Source organism: Spirosoma migulaei (genome assembly GCF_054776855.1).
The window spans coordinates 371,983-392,366 of the sequence record NZ_BAAHBG010000027.1 but is presented as its reverse complement, the minus strand read 5'-3'; the positions used below and the strand labels follow the sequence as shown (position 1 = coordinate 392,366).

Here is a 20,384-nt window from a genome sequence, read left to right as displayed (position 1 = left end):
ATGCACCGGTTCATGATAGCTGCGGATTAGTTACCTACTTTATAGACTGGTTGCCCTTACTCATTTGCATGCTTGTCAGTTCCTGCAACAGTTGCTGCTGATTTTGCACCGATGCGTCCATGAGTAACAGATTGCCTTTGCCTTCACGGGCAATATACTTCATGGTTTCGGTCCACATCAGGAAGCTCACAAAGCTGGGATCTAAGCCAGCCCCGGTAATATCGCGGGCGGCATGGGCCACCCCACGGGCCACCTCTTCGCGGAAGAGTGCAGTACCCTGCCCGCGCAACTGCATGGCTGTTTTCTCGGCATCGGCCGCAATGCGAATCGCATTTCCTTCTGCCTCAGCTTCTTTGGTCCGTTTAATGAGCATCGTCTCGCCTTCGTTTATAGCCGCCTGACGCAGGTTATTGCTCGCTACTACCTGTGCCATCGAGCTGGTAATGACCTGATCGAAGGTCATTTCGTTGATTTGTAAATCGAGCAGATGATAGCCCCAGCCCGCCAGGGTTTCATCCAGATTGGCTTTTACAGCCTGAGTTATCTCGGAGCGTAGCGACAAAATCTCAGCCTGCTTTTGGGTGCCTACAAACGCCCGAACCGAGCTTTCGATAGTGCGGGTCATGGCCTGCATGAACGACCGCTGGTCGATAAACTTAAACGCAACGCTCTTAATCGTTTCTTCCTCACTGTCGCGAACCGTATAAAGCAGCATGGTCTTGAAATACACGTTTGCCTGGTCGAGTGTAATGGCTTGAAACGAAAGCTCTTCAGATTGGTTCTGAACAGAAATCTGCCGAAAGATGGACTCCCCAAAAGGAGTCAGGCCGTGGTAGCCCGGATAGAGAACCCGCTCAAAGCGGCCCCATGAAGTGGTGACGGCTACGTTACCTTCAGCTACGGTAACCCCCGCCGAGCGGATGATTAAAAACAGAATAAATACGGCGAAAATGGCTAGAATGAACATGTGTTTTAGGAGTTTTAGATGGAAAATAAATTTATTTTTACAGACGATAAAGGGACACCTTAGTTGAGAGAAGCTATTGACAGGAAATGAGCTAGAGCTTAGAGACGGTGTCTTTGAGCAGTTTTTTAGCCGTTTCGTTTTTAGGGTCGACTTTGAGAACCATGTTCAGGTCGTCGATGGCCAGGGGAATCTTACCAAGGCCCAACCGCGCCTGTGCCCGATTTAGCCAGCTTAATGCTTCTTTGGGGGCCAGGCGCACCGCCTGATCGGCTTTCAGCTCCGCATCGGCATGGCGACCCAGTTGAAGTAGTGCAACACTGAAGTTGCACCAGGCACCCCAGGAGTTTTTATTGAGGTCAATAAAATGAAGGTAGTCGTTAACGGCTAGTTGAGGTTGTTGGATCTGGATGCGGTAATAGCCGCGTTTGAATAAGCCCAACTGATTGTCAGGATTTAGCAGCAGACATGAATCCAGATCCCGAAGCGCCCAGAGTAGCTGGTTTTGATCTGCCCATGCTGTTCCTCGTATATAATAGGCATCGGACAGGGGGTAGTAGCAAATTGATTTTGTGGCTAATCCAACCTGATCTTTAGGCTGGGCCGTTTTTGCCTGGGCAAGAAGTATTTCTGCCTGTTGTTTCCGCGCCAGTTTAGTAACCGTATCATACTCGGCACGCATCAGCGTTTCTACTTCTTCGCTGCCTGAGTGGGTGATAAACTGCCTGTAGGCATACCTGGCCTGGATATACTGTTGTTGTTCAGCCCGAATGCGGCCAATTAAAAGCCAGGCCCCACCCAGAAGATCGCGCTCCAGCCTATCTGAATCGGCTAGTACCGACAGGGCCAATTTGCCAGCTTCGCGTAGCCGGATCGGGCGCAGTGATACAAACGCTTTTCGGATCGAATGCCAGTAGGTCGAATCTTTTTTATTGGAGTAGAGGGCATCGGCCAGCCCAATTTTTGTCAGATTGCTGGTGCTATCGAACGTAAGCGATCGACGCAGAAACTGCTCGGCCCGTAAAAAATCGGCTTGCTTAAAAGCAGCTTTCCCTCCTTCAAAATAGGCTCTGCTTAGGGCAAATGCCTCCTGGTCGTTGTTGATCTGGATGTCATCCAACGGGTGTAACTGCCCTACTCGGACGGCTTTCAACATGTCGAGCGGAACGGCGAAATTCAGGTTTTGTCCGTCCTTTTGCTGCGAAACGACCACACCGACCACCTCGGAGCGATGATTGAGTACTGGGCCCCCAGAGCTTCCCGGCGAAATTGGGGCCGTAAACTGAAGAAGCCGTGTACGATTTTCGCTGGTGCGATAGCCGCTCACCAACCCATTCGAAAAGGTGGCATCGAACCCCTCGGGTGAGCCGATAACAAAAATTGCTTCGGCCACCTCCGCGGGCTGATTCGCCAGATCCAGTGGCTCCGGATGTTGATACCCGGCGGTTTTTAGTATGGCTATATCGTTCTTCGAATCAAGTCCGGCAAACTGACGAACCACAATCGGCTTAGGCAAACTTGAGCCTATTAATGTTACGCTGGTGGCACCGGCTATCACATGCCGATTCGTAACCACATGAACTGAATCGATAAAAAAGCCAGACCCAAACCCAATGTCGGTACGTACCGTAACAAAGGCTTTGATGGCCTTTTTATAGACAGTACGCTGTGCGTTGGCAACGGCTAAACTAACAACTACCAGAAGGGCAACCTGAATGGTGAAACGTTTCATGGACGTAGGTGTTTAAGTGTGATGTAAACCTAAATCCGTATTTTTGTTTACTATTGATGAGCCGGACCAAACTTTGTTTGTTTCCTACAGAAGCAAAGCCCTGCCCGATGAACCCCCGTAAAGGTTGCTTCATCCAGAGCTGAATCCATTTTATCCAGAGCGTACTTATGCCGGAAAGCAACCCTTTTACTTTTGTGAGACAGCTGTATACGCAGATGCAAACAAGTGCTTCGTTGGCAAGTCGGTCGTTTTATTTACCTCAGCGCCAGGACTGGGCGTACTGGCTGGTCGCTTTCCTGATTTTTTACATCGACCAGGTGTCGATCTGGGGCTGGAAACTCAACCAGGGGTTTGGTTCCGCTCTGCTAAATGTGGGATTAGGTGTACTAGTCGCTTATCCGCATCTGTACTGGTTCGACCGATTCTACGGAAAGCATATGGGCTGGTATTTTGCTGGATTGGGGTTCCTGGGTTTTGTTGATAGCACACTGTACTGGTGGATTGCTAACATTCCAATTGATAGTGCGCCTTATGTTCTGCTCGATATTACGCCCACCAGCAGTAATGACCGGGCTGGGTTGAATGAATCGCCCATCGGCTGGGTTGGGAAGTATTTAGGGGAAGTTGGGCAGTCGGTAGCTCGAAATCGGCCGTCGGATAATCATACTATCTGGATTCGGAATTTTCCGGAAGCCATCATCATTATGTGGTCGCTAACGGTGGTTCATCGCCGTAAAACACTGGCCGATGTTCGGCATGAACTGGAACATCAAAACCAGCAGCTCGATTTGCAAAATCACCAGCTAGAGCTCACAATTGCCCATAATCGGCTGCTCTACGACAACTTTATGCGTCGGATGGAACCCCATTTCCTGTTCAATATTATTGACTCCCTGCACACGCGGGCACGTGGTAACCCCGACTTGCAGGAAACCATCGTTCAGATTCGGGACTTCATGAGTTATGTCATCAAGAATAGCCGTGAACAGGAGTTTATGGAGGGGGTTCCGTTATTGAACGAGGTCGATTTTCTGAATAAACTCATCAGCTTTCGTGACGAAAAAGCGAAACGACAAGGCTTACAGCCACTAATCACCTTCGATTTTCGGGCCAACATGAGCAACCCGGTGCGCGTACCGCCCATGATCTTTGCCGAATTCGTGGATAATAGTTTTAAGTATGGCGTGGAGAAATATGGCCGCGATTATTTAGCCTCGCTTCAGCAAACGGTTCCCCTGCCGGTACCTTACGTCAAAATTGAGTTGTTTATCGAAACCACACATACCTATTTCTCCGTGCAGAACAACGTGTCCGAATCGGCCGAATCGGTGGCAGTCAGCACTGGCGAGGGGCTTCCCAATATTCGAGAGCGTTTGCGGTTGTTCTATGGCGCTCGTTTTCGAGATGACGACCTGTTGGTAAAGACCGAAAATGGTCACTTCTACGTAGCCCTTCATTTAAACAATTGACCGATCATGTTTAACGTTTTAGTCGTCGATGATGAATTGTCGGGTCGACAGCGTATCATTGATTTTAGCGACAACCATCCCGAGCTCTCGCTTACCATTCGCTGGGAGTGTGCCAATATCCGCGAAGCAGCTGCTGTAATCGGGCAGTACCGGTCGGATATTTCACTAATCATTATGGATTCGGAAATGGATGGCAACCGGCGGCAAGGAGTTGATTTCCTACTCACGCAACGGTTGATGAATATCCAGCTACCGCCCACAATTCTACTTTCCAGCCACCCTGACTTAGGCGACTCGGCCGATGAGGCCGAAGTGCGCTACATGACCAAACCGTTTAGCGAAGGCCGATTGGTAGCCGTGATCAGAAAACTGCTACGCCTGGAAAATGACGAATCCATTGAGTTTCATTATGAAAAGGATGGCCTTATGGGCCCACAACACGTATTGTTGCGGGATATTGTCCTGATTCGCGCCACCAATACGGTAGGGTATGACGCCGTAAAAATCCTGACCGTACACCAGCAGGAGTTTTTAGTAAAGGCCTCCCGCAACAACACTGCGCCAGTTCATACCCTGAGTTTTTATACTGAAAGCTACAAGGCAGCCGGATTAGTGCGGGTCAACCGGAGCGAAGTGGTCAATGTAGCCAGAGTAACTTTTGTGAGCTATAACACCGTTTCGCTGATTCTGGAAGGCTATGCCCGCAGTATAGACATTAACGAGCAATACCGGGATGCGTTTCTGGCCGAGCGAAAAAAACGGAATTGATTGTAAAAACAAAGCGTTTAGCATACTCCCACCGCCTTTGGCCTTTGTTGACAAGCCTTTATAGCTACTTGTTGCAGTCGTATTTGTATTTCTGGCGCTGAAAATAACCTCCTGATTTAGCTACTATCACTTCTTTTTTCTATTATTGCAACGTTGTTGCATAAATGGCGTTGCTGTTTGTTTTAGTAGCGGGCTGAGAAGAGGAAACTAATGCGGAATTTTTGGAGAGCTAGTGTAGGGTGTGGGTTAATGATCAGTATCGTGACATCAGGACTGGCGCAGTCGGCTGAGTGTAGGGCTACGCTAAGCGGGACGATTGTCGGTAGTGGGCATCATGAGCCATTGACGGGGGCTACCGTATACGTACATGAACTAAAGACAGGCGCTATAGCCGATTCGAGTGGTTCGTTTCGAATTGAGCATCTATGTCCGGGTACCTACACGCTTGTTTATCAGTTTGTAGGCTACAAAACGAAAGAATTGGCCGTTCGCGTTGGGGCCGATTCATCGACCGCTGCCGCTTCGGTGCAACTTATTCCCGATAGCCAGACATTGCAGGAAGTTGTGGTAACTGAACACCGGTCCGAAGCCCAGCAATTACTGCAAACGCAGGTTAGTTTGTCAGGTGCAGCGCTCGATCAAACGCGAGGGCAGTCATTGGGCGAGAGTTTGAAATCGCTCGCGGGCTTATATTCCATTCAAACGGGGCCCAGCATCTCTAAGCCCGTTATTCACGGCCTCTACAGTAATCGGATCATAATTCTGAACAATGGCATTCGGCAGGAAGATCAGCAATGGGGCACCGAACATGCGCCCCAAGTCGATCAGTTTCTGGCGTCGCGGCTGACGGTTATTAAGGGAGCCGCCAGTATCCGGTATGGTTCCGATGCCATTGGCGGGGTAATTTTGGTGGAGCCCAAACCCATGCCTACACGACCGGGAATGGGTGGCGAACTAAACATAGTAGGAGGGACCAACGGGGGGCTGGGTGTGGCATCGGGAATGCTGGAAGGCGCTTTTGATAAGAAACTAGCGGGGTTAAGCTGGCGGCTACAGGGAACACTCAAGCGGTCGGGTTATGTACGAACGCCCAACTATTATCTGGAGAATACCAGTTACCACGAAAATAACGTTTCGGGCGATGTCCATTACGATCACCGAAATTGGGGAGCAGAAGTGTTTTATAGTCAGTTCGATACCAAAGTGGGGCTCTTTACGGGAGCTCAGGTAGGTAGTTTGGCCGATCTATACGCAGCCATTAGCAATCCACAGCCACTGGTTCAGCCGAACTTCTCGTATGCGCTTGGCCGTCCCTATCAGGATGTTCAGCATGATTTGCTGAAAGCGCGGGCCTATGTTCACGGCCCTAAAGGGGGAACATTGACGGCAACTTTTGCCCGTCAGCAGAATAGCCGTCGGGAATACGATTACGTTTCATTCAGTGGGGCACTGAATCCTGAATTATATCTCAAATTGGTTACGCACACCACCGATCTGGTTTGGGAACATGCGCCCATTAAAACGAAATCAGCGGGGCAGTGGTCGGGGAGCGTTGGATTTAATGGAATTACCCAGGGGAACGTTCGGCAGTACTTGTTTTTAATCCCGAATTTCCGAAACTATGGCGCTGGTCTCTTTGCTATTGAACGCTACGCCGTTGGGCCCTGGACGGTAGAAGCTGGATTGCGCTATGATTATCGGTGGCTGCGGGCTTACTTTCTGGATGATGCGACCAAACAGACCTACCATGAAACCCATAACTGGCAGAACGCAAATGGCTCACTGGGTGTAGCCTATCAGCTGCGCCCTGCGCTAACCCTGACGGCCAACCTCAGTACTGCCTGGCGCGCGCCCAATGTAGCCGATCTGTATTCGAATGGGTTGCACCAAAGCGCAGTCGCCTATGAGCGGGGCAATCCGAATCTAAAGCCTGAGCAGGCATATAATGGCAATCTCGTGCTGGCTTATGCAGGCAAGCGACTAAGCGGAGAAATTGGGGTTTATAACAACCTCATCAACAATTATATCTATCTCAAACCCGATTCGGTGCCCATTATTCGGCAGCGGGGCGCATTCCCGTCCTACACCTACACGCAGGTACAGGCTACGTTTCGAGGTATCGATGCCACGTTGACCTATAAACTGACGGATCAGTTAACGCTAACGACCAAGAACTCCCTGCTTTATGCCTATAATCAGACCGATCATGGATACCTGGTATTTATTCCGCCCAATCGATCTGACAATAGCCTGCGATACGACTGGTCGAAGGTAGGAAAGCTATCGAATCTATATATCTCTGTAACTGGATTGTATGTAGCCCGCCAAAACCGAGCCCCCGCCGTGACCTCCCGACAGGAAAATGAGCAGATCATCTTTACTGGTGATTTTGCGACCCCTCCGCCCGCTTATTTTCTACTTGGAGCCGAGCTGGGATTCATAACACAGGTGGGTCGCCAGCCGATGAGTGTTAGCATAAGTGGCACCAACCTGGCCAATGTGGCCTACCGCGATTACCTGAACCGCTTCCGATACTTCGCCGATGAGCCGGGGCGTACTATCATGCTCAAAGTCAAATTACCCTTCTCGGTGGGTAAACGCTCCTGAATCAATTAAATACAACCTGTTTCACCTCTAAAATCTGTAAATTATGAAGTACTGTAAAAACCAGTTGATCTGGCTAGCAAGTGTGGTAGTTCTGGCCGGGGCCTGTACTAAGGATGAGCAAAATGTGGCACCTACCGATGATAACGAAGCCATTACCACCGCTACGCTCATGCTAACGAATAAGGCTACACCCACAGAGAGCGTAACGGCAACCATCGAAAACCTGAACACAACGGCTGACTTTAGCAAGGCTACGCTGAATCTGAAAGCGAATACGACCTATACGGGCGTAATTGGCTTACTTGATAAAACAAAGACGCCTGTACTTGACGCAACGGAAGAAATCAAGGAGAAGGCCAATGAGCACCTATTCGTTTATACGCCAACGCCGTCGAACCTGTTAACCGTAACGCTGACTGATAAAGATACGAACCCTTCACCAGGTCCGTACCCCATCGGGCTGACAACCGAAATAAAAACGGGCGCTGCCGGTTCGGGTAAATTGAAGGTTGTGCTGCGTCACCAGCCGAATGCCAAAAACGGTACGCCCACACCAGGTTCATCCGATTTAGATACTGATTTTACAGTGGTAGTTCAATAAAGAACTATAACTTATTAAGTTGTTGATATTCAATAGAATGTAGTTGCCATTTGACTTTCCTGGAATAAAGTTTTTGTACTAAAAAAGTACCCTTTTTCGTGCTGAAAGTTGCGTTTTTTTTGTTCTTCTCATAGAAGGGAAACAACAAATTTGACGAACAAATGGAGTCTATTCACCTGCATAGTATAGCAACTCATACGCCGGAATTGAAAACGGCGCGTGCCACTCGGCGTAAGGTTAATGGGGCAGCTACGGCAGCACTATTGATTAAGATGGCAGCCGAACTACTAACAGCTTCCCCAACGCTCAGGAAAAAAGCCAATCTTACCTTAATGGATTTAGCAGCCGCTGACAAGGTGCGAAAGGGATTACTGAAAAAGGCAGATTAATACAGTAACTGTCATGATGAGTTTACCAATAAAACAGCAGAGCCTCTCCATCAATAGAGAGGCTCTGCTGTTAATGACTTTGTGGAAAGTGTACCATTAGGCTTATTTCCTGCTGAAAACGGAACAAATCTGTATATCAATACCCCTGAAGCCTTGCTGTTATTATTTTTATGCGAAACCGGAAATAGTGGCACGGCTTTTGAACATAACAAAAAAACGCTGACTCTCTTGAGTCAGCGTTTCCCATATACCCATATATGTAGCTCGTTGCAGCCTGTAAACAGGCGTACAATGAACATGAATTTTTATGCAAGAATTGGGCCAATTCATAGCACGAAACGGACCATTGCCTCACTTTTTAGTAACTTTATAGGTGCTGACTGGCGGAAAAACAGGGGGCAAGTCACTAGCTGAACTTTATATACTTGTTTAACAGGCGCAAAAGGAAGGCAACAAAAAACGCCAGGTCTAGTAGGCCCAGCGTTTGTAACCCCAAATTTAACTTGCTTCACAATCCGTTTTAATTGGCTTGTGACTCCCACTTAATCAGAGTACGGGTGGTAAGACGTAAAGGTTGCGTTAGGTTGTTAGCTATCAGGTTAAACTTATAACCATTGTCTATAAAAGGCCATTATATCAGCTCGCATCCCTTCTGTTTCCTGGTGACCAGTTTCATAAATTGTAAGCTTCCAGGCGGTTGGCGCTCCATCCTGTTGATAAACTTTCGTTAACTGTTCATCAATTTTTTCAAGCCCTGCCAGCGGGGTTAACGGATCGAATCGGCCTGCTAAACTGAAGTGAGGGCGTGGTGAGATCAGCCCGTTGATTTGCGCGGTGGTAAACTGAGTTAGTAAGCTGGGAACGTAGTAATAGATGCCGTGTAAACCAAGGCCTTTTGCCTCTAAAAGCGCCTGATAATCGGTCAGGCAGCATAAGTCAACACATACGTTGATTCGCTCGTCTAAAGCGGCCAGCCACCAGGCCATCGTGCTGCCCATCGACATTCCCATGGTACCTATCCGGCGGACATCAACGTCTGGCCGGGTTGATAGGTAATCCAGTGCCCGAATATGGTCGTAAACCATCATGCCCCATAATACCTGACCATTCCAGAGCATTTCTTTAAAGGTATCCATTTCTCCACGCCCCTGTCGTTCGCCAAAGCACCAGCTATCAATACATAAGCCCGCATAACCTGCTCGCCCTAACGCCAGGGCATATGGCGGTTTCTGCATCTCAGGTCGTCCCTTCACAAATTCATCTTTTCCTACTCCGTATTGGCCGAAATGTGAATGGTTAAATAAAATCAGGGGTAATTTACCCGTTCGGTTTTTGGGTTTCGTAAAGTAGGCCGGTACCTTCTCCAGTCCGTTTATATCCAGGAGGAGTTTCTCGGTTATCAATTCATCAGTTTCTTGAGTTGAGATAAGTTCTACCGTAATCGGACGTCGGCGGTCAGGAAGTTTTCCTAACAGTTGGTACAGTTCCTTACGTTGCCTGTTCTTACTCTGTGCTAACGCCTGTATGGAATTATGTCTGGACATACGAATTCTGACTACTACTGTTGTAGGTTATAGCGCTTAATACATTGTGTTTCTGAAGGATATACAGAATCCAAAGAACCGTTAACTCCAAGGCACTTACTCACTTACTGCTACCGCTTTTTTTACTTTTTCGTAAAAGGCCGGTACTTTTTCGCGCGGATCACCTTTGCCAAGCGTTTCTATGGGCAGATAACCCCGGTAGCCCGATTCGCGAACAATCTGCATAATTTTAGTCAGATCGGTTTCCACTTCCTTGCCATTTACAAACAGATTTTCTTTGAGTTGCCAGGTGGCTGCATAGGGCGCTACTCGGGCAATTTGTTGATAGGGATCACCGATTTTAAAACTACCAATATCCAGGTTGACGGCCAGCCAGTCTGAGTTGACCTGCCGAATAATATCCAGGATATGATCGGCTGTCTGGATAAAGTCAGCATGGTTCTGCACCACAATCATCACGCCTTTCCGGGCAGCGTATTCCGTGCATTCTCTAATAGAGTCAACAACCCAGGTCGTAACCTCTTCCCGTTTATAACCCACTGGAAGTTCTTTGCCCGTACCTGCGAAAATCCGGATAACGGGAGCTCCCAGTCGAGCTGCCACATCAGTCCACTTCTGAACCAAGGTAACCTCCGCTTTTCGGCGGGTGAGGTCGGGTATTGTAAAGTCGTTACGAACACCTGTACCACTAATATCGAGGCCTAGTCTGAACGCTGCTCGTTTGATCTGATATATATAGTGGTCATCAGGTAAGGCAGGGTAGTTTGAGAGGTAGTAGGCTGTGGGGTCGACTGCCGTAAAACCCAGATCGGAACAAAATTTCAGAACCTCATTGAGAGACATCTGTCCACTCATAAGGGGCTCATTGAACGAATAGAGGTTACAACTCAGCTTTAAAAGCCTGGACTTAGCCGTTGATGAACCAACTTGCCCCACCGCTAGTGGCATTGTGCCTGCGGTTGCCAGCAGGGGGAGGCTGGCAACCGCGGTTTTGAGAAATGTCCTTCTGTCTGGCGCTGGCGTATGCGTATCCATGAGATATTGAAAAGTGGAGTCTAAATTTTTAGTGATTGATCAAACTAGATTCTTTGGTTTTTACCCGGCTCAATTGATGCTACTGTATTGATAATCAATAGCAAAAGAATCAGCAAGCCGAGCTGCTCAGTCAACTAAACCTAGCTAGTTACATTACACCGTTACTCCTCCTTATGAAATTGGCAGCTCTATGGTAAATGCCGTACCTTCTCCTTCCTGGCTCTGGACAAGTAGTGAACCATTATGCCCTTTCGTAATGATGTCGTAGGAAAGCGACAAGCCTAAGCCGGTACCCGCGCCTGATGGTTTCGTCGTGAAAAAAGGTTGGAATATCTTGTCTTTCACGGCCTGGGGTATCCCTGTGCCGTTATCGCTGATTCGGATAGTAACTTGATTCGCTGTTCGTTTTGTACTGATTTTTACCGTTGGATGATAATTGTCTGGCTGCTGTTTTTTTCGTTCCGAAACGGCATAAAAGGCATTGTTGAACAAATTGAGTAGAACCCGGCCTAAATCCTGCTGTACCACCGTTAACTTGCCTAATTTAGGGTCAAAGTCTGTTTTCAACTCAGCATTAAATGTTTTGTCTTTTGCCCGTAAACCATGGTAAGCTAACCGTAGGTATTCATCGCCGAGGGCGTTCAAATCGGTAGGTTGTCGTTCTCCGGTAGAGGTGCGAGAGTGCTCTAACATGCCCTTTACAATGGCAGATGCCCTGCTGCCATGGTGGGTGATTTTCTGAAGATTCAGCGTTAGGTCTCCCAAAATCTCATCGGCATACTCCTTATCGGTTTCCGGTAAATTTTGAAAAGGGCCTTCTTTCAATTCATCGACTAACTCGGAACTGACTTCCGAAAAGTTGTTAACAAAATTGAGAGGATTCTGAATTTCGTGAGCTATCCCCGCCGTTAGTTCACCCAGAGAAGCCATCTTCTCCGATTGAATAAGCTGATCCTGGGTGGTCTTCAACTCGACCAAGGCTTGTTGAAGAGCCTCTTTCTGCTCATGCAACTGCTGGTTTGCCAGATGTTTAGCCCGATTGTTTCGGGTCAGAATAATCGAAAACGCAGCTAGTAAAGCAATACAACCCACCAGGACTAACACAAATTGTCGTTGCCGGTTCGATTCCTGTTCGCGTAGTTGCCGATCTTTTGTCAGCAGCTTTATTTGAGCTTCCTTTTTGAGCAGATTTTGTTTGTAAGCAAGAGAGGCTAGTCGGCGGGTAGTGGTTTCAGCGGTTAAGCTGTCTTTGTAGGCACTGTATTGCAAAAAATACTGATAAGCCTTTGCATAATCGCCCTCTTTGGCAAATGCCTTACTTAGCTCATGGCTCGAATCACGACGTTTCTTTTGTTCAGTAAGCTGGACTACAACCTGCGGGCTACTTTTATCAAAATGGATCAGTGTGTCGAGCAAACGGTCGACGATATCGGTCTTAAAGCGAAAATGGCGGTTTTGGAGTGGTTCGAAGGCTGAATTTGGTACCTGAACGACAAAATCAGAGGGATTGGCCTGGAATGCCCGTCTGTCAGGCATTTGTTTACTAGTTGATGTTGGGGGTTCAAACGGGAATGCTCGGGCACCTTTGCCTCTTCCAAGCATTGATGCACTTACGCTCATTGCTCGCCCAAGTGACTCCAGGACCGGGACAAATGACGCGGAAAACGAAGGCGATGTGCGGCTACTCATTCGCTGAATTCTGGAAACCTGATTCATCATCCAGACAGATTCTTTTAAATCGCGGGTCTGTTCGGCAAGTTGGCTGGCTTCCTGTAAAAGTCCTGCCGCCTGCTGGGTTTGCTGTTGCTGCAAGCGAATACCAGCCAACTGACAGAGAGCAATCACTTGTCCGGGGGGGTAAGCAAGTTGTCTAGCTACTATAAGCAGGGAATCAGCTACGGGACTAGAGGTCATATTCTGGCTCAAAGCTGCTTTCAGGCGACCAATGTCACTTTTTGAGCGTTGCCATTCGCTGCTTACAATACTATCAACTTGAATTACCTGAGCTTGTAGGGAAATAGCAGCTAAGGTGAAAAACAGAATAAACCGAAGTACAGGGCTACAGAGAAAGAACCTTTTCATGATTAATAAATCAATAAACCACCGTACGCTACTTATTGATACCTACAGGAATTGATATAAAGGTTACAAGTATAATCGGAAAATACGTGAAAATGCGATTCTTTGTTAGTTGCTTAATTACCACCTAACTACATAGACTGTAAATCGACCAGCTTACGTTAAATCGGTTAGGATTTTGACTATACTGTCAATTTATGTGGAAAATTTACCGGTTACGACCAGTCTAATTTAGTTGGAATATAGCAAAATTCCACTAAAGAAAGTTGGCGTCTTTACTTACTGAAAGCATGAAGAATGGGTACTAAGGGTTTTATTTTTGTCTAAGAAAATCAAGTAATGTATCTATTGAAAGAAACTTGATATTAGCTAACTACTTCTAATTCATCTTATCCGATACTACGTGCTAGTTCGAGTTAGTAAGTAAAAATTACGAATTAGGAAACGAAATATATTGAGTGCGCTATTGACACAATCTCTATAAAACAAATTTATTGCGTATTATCTCCTTAATATGCGCGCCTGAAAATAAATTGTAGATTTAAATTAATAATACTTAGTAATAGATTTGACTTTTTCGTATCCATACTTACTATATTTGCAGCTGAGGAATCCCATTAACAATAAATATTTGTCGAATGAAAGCAAAGCAAATTCGGTTCTTTTCTCCTAACGAGAACAGCGAATCTAAAAAACAGAAGAAGAAAAGTGCCGCTAAACCTGTTCCTGTTACAGGGTATATTTCGTCGGCTGGCAAGGTCGTATTTCCCGACAAAACGATCGCTCAATTAGGGTTTGATCCGCAAAACAACCTTTTTAAGGTAGGTACACAGGACGGTAAGCGGAAAATAAAATCATTATACCTTATACCTGGTGCGGGCGAAAACGAGGAAGCATTTGAACTAGAGAAAGCTGCCAAAAGTCACAGTATTTCATTACCTTATATTCTTCAAAAAGGGGGAATCGACTTTGCAAATACAAAACATACATTTACTGTTAAGCCATTTGATTATGATAATGGCGTAACTGGCTACGAACTCAAACTAGCTGCTGAAAGCACAGGCCCTAAGCCAGAATATACAGGCAAACCACGAGGCCGTAAGCGCCTGAATCCAGCGGCTGAATAAGGAATTTTATAGCGCACGTACACCTAAAAATGTACTTTCTGTATTCATTAAAAAAGCGGACATATGTCCGCTTTTTTAATGAATAGTGCTGCCAAATAAAGAAAAAATCTATGTTATTTAGCAGCACTATTCATTAAAAATCAACCTAAAAATTAGATTTTTGGCAATTTACGTGAATGCCATCGATCTGTTTAAAACTTGAACAACAGGCTACAGACAAGGTTTTCTGTTTATGACCCGCGATCAACTCGATAATCTTATTTCACAGGGCGAGCACACCCGATTAGAATTTAAACGACAGTTGTCGGCTGCCGACCGTATTGCTCGTACACTAGCTGCTTTTGCGAACACCTCGGGCGGAACAATACTTATTGGTGTTGCTGATAATGGCAACATTGTAGGCGTTTCGTCGGAGTTTCGGGAAATTGAAAAAATTGAAAAAGCAACAGATCAACTAGTTGAACCTGCACTGCTTGTGAGTTATGAAACAATCACTCCCGATGGACGAATTGTATTGATAATCAACGTTAAGGAAAGCGATGAAAAACCACATTATGTAGTAGATGAAGCAGGAAAGCGCACAATTTATATTCGGGCGAAGGATAAATCTGTACCAACCAGTAAACTCATTATCACGCCGGATATGGCAACAACTGAATTGCTCAGATCGCCAATGGCTCGGACATTGATTCAGTACCTACGTAAGAACGACCACATCACAGCTGATAAATTTGCCAAGCTCATTAATATTTCTGACTACCGGGCAGGTAAACTATTGCGCCAATTAGCTGAGCGAGGTTTGCTAATGTTAATTGATAAACCCCGGCCTGTACGTTATTCGCTTAAGCTGACCGACTAATCAAGCCGTATCTTTGCCAACATGATAACATCAGAACAAGAATTAACAAAAGAAACAGTTACCCTGTTTTTTCAGGGTTTGCAGGACCGTATTTGCCAGTCTTTAGAAGAAGCCGACGGTACGGGCCGGTTTCGCGAAGATAGCTGGGAGCGGCCGGGCGGGGGTGGTGGGCGTTCACGAATCCTGGCTGGCGGTAGTGTAATTGAAAAAGGTGGTGTCGGATTTTCGGCAGTACATGGTGAGGCTACAGAAGCTACTCTGCGGGCCTTGCAGTTGATGGATCGAACCGATACAGCCTTACCTACTTTTTATGCTACTGGTGTGTCAATAGTACTGCATCCGCGCAACCCAATGGTGCCCATTATTCACATGAACGTGCGGTATTTTGAGATGAGTACTGGCCATAATTGGTTTGGTGGTGGTATTGACCTGACACCCCACTATGTAGTGGACAAGGACGCTCGCTGGTTTCATCAATCGCTCAAAACGGTTTGCGACCGTCATGACCCGGCGTATTATACTAAATTTAAACCCTGGGCCGATGATTATTTTTACATTCCTCACAGACAGGAAACGCGTGGCATAGGTGGTATTTTCTTTGATTACCTTAAACCGACAGATACGGCCCATAAAGCGGATCTATTTGCCTTTGTACAGGATGTGGGCAACGCATTTGCACCAATTTACACGCACTTTATGAAGCAGAATCGGGATCTACCATTTGGCGAACGAGAGAAAGACTGGCAACTGCTACGTCGGGGGCGCTACGTAGAATTCAATCTGGTTTGGGACCGGGGAACAAAATTTGGTCTCGAAACCAACGGCCGTACCGAGTCTATCCTGATGAGTATGCCGCCACAAGCCAACTGGATCTATGATTTTCGAACCGAAGCTGGTAGTCAGGAAGAAAAAACGGTACGTCAACTTCAAAAAGGAATCAACTGGGTGTAATTAGTTAGTTATTTACTCAATCCTACCAGTTGTTTATCCATCCTGGCATGTCGGGGTTTTACGGGTCAATTTTACCAACAGAACGTAGGCTAACAAAAGCACATGAGCTACGTATCCAATTAAACCGTAAAACACATGAACTTCTTCTGGATTTTTTGGGGTATCGACGCTGTGATTGCTCTCATTTTCTTTTATTTCTTTTTTGTCGGTATAGCTGATGGCTCTGTATCATCTTTTAATGCGGGCTTGTGGTTTTTACTACTTACTGTTCTGGGAGCAGTATTAATAGGAGGGTATTGGCTTCATACCCATCAACATGAGCAAGGAGCTAAGATTTTGTTAGGTTTACTGGCTATACCAGGTCTCTTATGTGGCCTTTTCTTTTTAATTCTTATTCTGACCAATCCCCGCTGGAACTAACCTGATTATGTAACCAGGATATTCTCAACACCTGTTAGGTAAAGCTGACTACTGAGGTTAGTTAATTTATTAGTTTTACCACTAAGCCGTACCATCATTTTTTACTCTTAGTGGAACCGTTTACAACCTTCGATTTTCAGCAGGCGAAAACCAGGCATTTGCTTTTCAAAAGTCGTTTACGAGCTATTCTGTACGATGAGGGCGATGTTGAAGACACAACTGTTTTATCGCAGTATGCCTGCCCTGTTGGTAAGTGGATTTATAGCCATGCTTTAATTCAGTATGAATACGAGAAAGTAAGTATGCTGGAAGCGCCAATTCCTGTTAATAATTTTATGGACTTTTGAATAACGTATATACTACCCGTAAGTCCTTTATTGGCAAGAAATTTTAATCGAGTTAGATGGTACATCAGGAAATGCAAGAGATGCATATGTGGATATAATCTATCAGCCCACATTTACCCACTACGGAGAAACAGATGGCATTCTTGCCTTCGCCAATAAAGTAACTGAGCAGGTGATGGCACAGAAACAAGTGGATGAACTTGTTCTACAACGAACCTAAACTGTGATGAAATCATCGTTCAGGATAATGGGATTAGTTTCAGGCTTGAGTAAGCCGAAAAGATTTTTACCATGTTCCAGCGGATTCATAACCGAAACAGCTACGAAGGACATGGTATTGGATTAACAATTTGTCGACGGATCGTTGAGAATCATGGTGGCAAGCTTTACGCAACCTCAATTGAACATCAGGGCACAACCTTTTATATTTTATTCCCAGTTAAGCAGATTAACTGGGCAACTATACACTTGGATTGTTAGCCTAGTAAAAAAGGATTATAGCTCCGACCTGGGAGTGAGAATATACCCAAACATTGCTGCCGGAAAATAGAGGCTTAGAGAAGAATAAGTTCCAGGCCAGGCAGGATTAAATCATGTAAAAGTGATGTCCGCAGGCCTTGCAGTGATACGCCTTTAAAGGTACAATACCCAGCAAAGATTTTAACAACTTAGGTCTTGGCACTCGATCCGGATAATTGTCTTTACAGATCGGGCACTGTTTTTTTAACGCAATTTTTCGATACAGATAGACCAAAAAAAGCAGAAAGCTAGTAGCGACAAGCGGAAGTGTCAGTCGTGGTTGCATAGCTTATCTATCAGGTTGTGAGAGCAAGATAGATCAATTGAACAACAACAATTGATAGTAGTAAGAATATGTAGTTTGAATTTATTATTCGGTGGAATAAGTCACCATAAGGCGCTCAATATCAGACCTAATGACCGCGTCAGAAGCGGTTCCTATAGGCGCTGGGATGGATGGATGTTAAAAAATGAGTTTAATGATACCTACCCAGCAGGCTATTGAAAAAGCTAACATACCTAACCAGATACCTACACTTATGGCGTCAGAATATGTAATACGAATGCGAATAGTCATGGTAAAGAGAGAGCGATACCAATAACCTAAAGCAATTCTAATGCCAAAAATAGATCCGTGTTATATTTTTTAATAACATGCTGATAGTGAGAGGTATATGCACATGTAGGTATAGTAGGGCAAACTTACTCGACAGCCTTAACGAGCCAAAAAGCAATACCCAGCATAGCAACAAACGCAAGCAGGTAGGCGATAAACGCAACAAAGTCAAATTCCTCAAAAAAACGTCTCATAGAGACCAAAACACAAGTGAAAAGTATACAAATTTAAGATGAAATAAAGAATAAACGTTATAAATGCGGGATAAAGTATTCTGGCAACCCTTATTTATCATTGGTTTTCACTGGAATTGACTTAATAAATTTCAGAATATACAAAGTAGGAGTGCATCAAGTAGGAGAAAAGGTGGTCTGATCAGTAAACGTCCTCCAATAACCCAACCTAGTGCGATTCAGGAAATTTTTAATAGACATGCGTGCAATGCTACAAGTAAATCTGTAACATTTACGTAAAATGGACTGGTACGGATTGTCTGAATCCTGGAAACTGATTAAAAGAAAAACCGGATGATCATCACCCAGAACAGTATGGAGATACTCAGCATACACAACCAGACCAAAACTTTGATTAGGTTGACTGATGTCATGAAAAATCGTATAGCCATAGTACGAACTGTCCTGGTATACAATTAAACAAAAAATGCGCTGAGTTGACTCCTGATTCGAAAAAATGGTATTAAACGGGACAACAGAAATTTAGAAAGCTCTAAATAAGCTGCATCCATTAAGAGGCCAACTGACTACAGGTTTGCCCAGAGCCATTTTGAGGTTAATAGCAGCAATGAGAAGATAATAAGCAGGCAAATTGCCCATGGGTTAGGTATAAGCGAATTCTTTGTAGCCATACCATTGTGTTTTTTAGACCAGAAATAGCAATATCTACGCCAATGTAGGGTATAGATGTTACCATAAAATAAATAAGGATACGCACATGGTTTGGGTATTATGCACGAACGTTCAATCGTAAAATCCGTTATCAATAAAAATAACCTGCCATCAGGCGTTTGCTAATGAATAAATACGGATATGTGCTGGCCGTTTGCTGGCTACTCGCTGGTAGTTGTCGGCAAGCCGACCAGTCACCTTGCAACCTAACAACCGTTACCACCAAAGCACCGCAAGAGGAGATTGCCGCCCTGAAACAGTATATCGGCACTAACAGGATTGCGGCAAAAGCGGATAATCGTGGGTTTTATTATACTATTCAGTCGCCTGGCTTGGGTGCCAAGCCAACCGTTTGCTCTAATGTGACTGTTAACTACACAGGTATGCTGACGAATGGGGCAACATTTGATAGCAGTAGTGGCATAAGCTTTGACTTAAATCAACTAATTGTGGGCTGGCAGGAAGGTATACCGCTCGTGGCGCCAGGCGGTAGTATTACACTCTATTTACCGCCAAGTCTGGCCTATGGATCTCAGGAGCAGAATGATATTCCAGCTAACTCAATTCTTGTTTTTAAGATTGACCTTATTAAAATTAATTAGAGCAGTTGTAAAGGTGTAACCTAGCTGGACCAGACAAAGCTACCGGAATCTAAACAGGAGGGAGGTAGTAAAAAGTATCACCCTTGAGGTAATATAGACTTCCAGATATTTCTCTCTGTAGAATGAAAATCTGATTAATGCTGGGCGATTTATAATAGAGTGATTATAGCAGCAACGTCAACAGGCCATAAGCATACAACAAACAAATAATGGCCGCTAATGCCCAGGTTATAAAGTTTACTAGATCAAAAGAAGTTGAACGTTGTAGGCGATTCATGGTTAGGAAAAGGAAAAAATAGTAACAAATAAATCCATGAAAACAGGAACATTACACTTTCTACTCACTTTTACCCGATAAGAAGCCTATTTGTTGGTAGGAATTACGTAAAAACTTGAAAATGAGAGTATTAACTTCAAGGAAGGCTAGCCAGAAAATCAACACCCGGCTGGATAACTTGGCAAGCTGTAGGGGATACTCGGGAGCGTCGATGAGTGGGATCAATGAGTGAAAACGAGCAGGCGCGGTAGTGCCAGCCACCGAATCCAGACCAGAGAGAGCCAGTTACACTAACAGGTAATGTGAAGCAATGGCGGCCAGGGCCGAAAAAAAAAATTTTAGGAGTAAGTCTCATGGCCGTAAAAGCTTACGAATGGAACAATAAGGCAACTGCTTCCATGAAGAAAATAAGACTAATGCCAAAAACAACTGACCAGGTTATTGCCCGGATAGGGTCAGGCGAAGTGATGTGCAAACGATTCATAACCATGGAATTAATTGAGGTGTAAAAACTTAATGATGGGTATGGACCAGATTCACTACGTACGTACGGTCGATGGTGAAATTCGGATT

18 protein-coding genes are annotated in these 20,384 nt (G+C 45.5%); 13 read left to right on the top strand and 5 right to left on the bottom strand.

Annotated features, from left to right (window positions below):
* Positions 1–34: 34 nt before the first annotated feature.
* Positions 35–967 carry an SPFH domain-containing protein gene (locus ACYVGO_RS26520; RefSeq protein WP_460971857.1) on the bottom strand — a complete coding sequence of 311 codons (933 nt, stop codon included), beginning with the start codon at positions 965–967 and terminating at the stop codon, positions 35–37.
* A gap of 91 nt (positions 968–1,058) precedes the next feature.
* Complete coding sequence (locus ACYVGO_RS26515; protein WP_460971856.1) at positions 1,059–2,696, bottom strand: trypsin-like peptidase domain-containing protein; 1,638 nt, start codon at positions 2,694–2,696, stop codon at positions 1,059–1,061.
* 194 nt (positions 2,697–2,890) lie between these two features.
* Between ACYVGO_RS26515 and ACYVGO_RS26510 the strand changes: the two genes are divergently transcribed.
* From ACYVGO_RS26510 to ACYVGO_RS26490, 5 genes are all read left to right on the top strand, one after another.
* Entirely contained in the window at positions 2,891–4,165 is a 1,275-nt protein-coding gene (locus ACYVGO_RS26510; RefSeq protein WP_460971855.1) for a histidine kinase, read from the top strand.
* Between the two features lie 6 nt (positions 4,166–4,171).
* Positions 4,172–4,933 (top strand): LytR/AlgR family response regulator transcription factor, encoded by a 762-nt coding sequence (locus ACYVGO_RS26505; protein WP_460971854.1) that lies wholly within the window; start codon positions 4,172–4,174, stop codon positions 4,931–4,933.
* Positions 4,934–5,143: 210 nt separating this feature from the next.
* Positions 5,144–7,540: a TonB-dependent receptor gene (locus ACYVGO_RS26500; RefSeq protein ID WP_460971853.1), complete on the top strand. Its 2,397-nt coding sequence runs from the start codon at positions 5,144–5,146 to the stop codon at positions 7,538–7,540.
* A 43-nt stretch (positions 7,541–7,583) separates the two neighbouring features.
* On the top strand, positions 7,584–8,141 hold the full coding sequence (locus ACYVGO_RS26495) for a hypothetical protein (RefSeq protein ID WP_460971852.1): 558 nt from the start codon (positions 7,584–7,586) through the stop codon (positions 8,139–8,141).
* Between the two features lie 161 nt (positions 8,142–8,302).
* The gene (locus tag ACYVGO_RS26490) at positions 8,303–8,530 is read left to right on the top strand and encodes a hypothetical protein (protein WP_460971851.1); all 228 of its coding nucleotides are present in this window, start codon (positions 8,303–8,305) and stop codon (positions 8,528–8,530) included.
* A 605-nt stretch (positions 8,531–9,135) separates the two neighbouring features.
* On the opposite strand, the gene ACYVGO_RS26485 is transcribed toward ACYVGO_RS26490, so the two are convergent.
* The 3 genes from ACYVGO_RS26485 to ACYVGO_RS26475 all read right to left on the bottom strand — a co-directional run bounded on the left by ACYVGO_RS26485 (position 9,136) and on the right by ACYVGO_RS26475 (position 13,191).
* Positions 9,136–10,074 (bottom strand): dienelactone hydrolase family protein, encoded by a 939-nt coding sequence (locus tag ACYVGO_RS26485; protein ID WP_460971850.1) that lies wholly within the window; start codon positions 10,072–10,074, stop codon positions 9,136–9,138.
* Positions 10,075–10,170: 96 nt separating this feature from the next.
* Positions 10,171–11,109 carry a sugar phosphate isomerase/epimerase family protein gene (locus tag ACYVGO_RS26480; RefSeq protein WP_460971849.1) on the bottom strand — a complete coding sequence of 313 codons (939 nt, stop codon included), beginning with the start codon at positions 11,107–11,109 and terminating at the stop codon, positions 10,171–10,173.
* A 171-nt stretch (positions 11,110–11,280) separates the two neighbouring features.
* On the bottom strand, positions 11,281–13,191 hold the full coding sequence (locus tag ACYVGO_RS26475) for a sensor histidine kinase (protein WP_460971848.1): 1,911 nt from the start codon (positions 13,189–13,191) through the stop codon (positions 11,281–11,283).
* A 635-nt stretch (positions 13,192–13,826) separates the two neighbouring features.
* On the opposite strand from ACYVGO_RS26475, the gene ACYVGO_RS26470 reads away from it, so the two are divergent.
* The 8 genes from ACYVGO_RS26470 to ACYVGO_RS26435 all read left to right on the top strand — a co-directional run bounded on the left by ACYVGO_RS26470 (position 13,827) and on the right by ACYVGO_RS26435 (position 19,534).
* Entirely contained in the window at positions 13,827–14,315 is a 489-nt protein-coding gene (locus tag ACYVGO_RS26470) for a hypothetical protein (RefSeq protein WP_142772996.1), read from the top strand.
* 232 nt (positions 14,316–14,547) lie between these two features.
* Positions 14,548–15,174: an AlbA family DNA-binding domain-containing protein gene (locus tag ACYVGO_RS26465; RefSeq protein ID WP_460971847.1), complete on the top strand. Its 627-nt coding sequence runs from the start codon at positions 14,548–14,550 to the stop codon at positions 15,172–15,174.
* Between the two features lie 21 nt (positions 15,175–15,195).
* The gene (hemF, locus tag ACYVGO_RS26460) at positions 15,196–16,125 is read left to right on the top strand and encodes an oxygen-dependent coproporphyrinogen oxidase (protein ID WP_460971846.1); all 930 of its coding nucleotides are present in this window, start codon (positions 15,196–15,198) and stop codon (positions 16,123–16,125) included.
* 135 nt (positions 16,126–16,260) lie between these two features.
* A complete protein-coding gene (locus ACYVGO_RS26455; protein ID WP_142772999.1) occupies positions 16,261–16,545 on the top strand; it encodes an osmoprotectant transporter permease in 285 nt (94 codons plus the stop codon).
* A gap of 110 nt (positions 16,546–16,655) precedes the next feature.
* Positions 16,656–16,892, top strand: coding sequence for a hypothetical protein (locus ACYVGO_RS26450; protein ID WP_460971845.1), 237 nt, complete (start codon positions 16,656–16,658; stop codon positions 16,890–16,892).
* 88 nt (positions 16,893–16,980) lie between these two features.
* Positions 16,981–17,112, top strand: a complete 132-nt coding sequence (locus tag ACYVGO_RS26445; RefSeq protein ID WP_460971844.1) for a hypothetical protein — start codon at positions 16,981–16,983, stop codon at positions 17,110–17,112.
* A 71-nt stretch (positions 17,113–17,183) separates the two neighbouring features.
* Positions 17,184–17,372 carry an ATP-binding protein gene (locus ACYVGO_RS26440; protein WP_460971843.1) on the top strand — a complete coding sequence of 63 codons (189 nt, stop codon included), beginning with the start codon at positions 17,184–17,186 and terminating at the stop codon, positions 17,370–17,372.
* 1,685 nt (positions 17,373–19,057) lie between these two features.
* On the top strand, positions 19,058–19,534 hold the full coding sequence (locus ACYVGO_RS26435) for an FKBP-type peptidyl-prolyl cis-trans isomerase (protein ID WP_460971842.1): 477 nt from the start codon (positions 19,058–19,060) through the stop codon (positions 19,532–19,534).
* Positions 19,535–20,384: the final 850 nt, after the last annotated feature.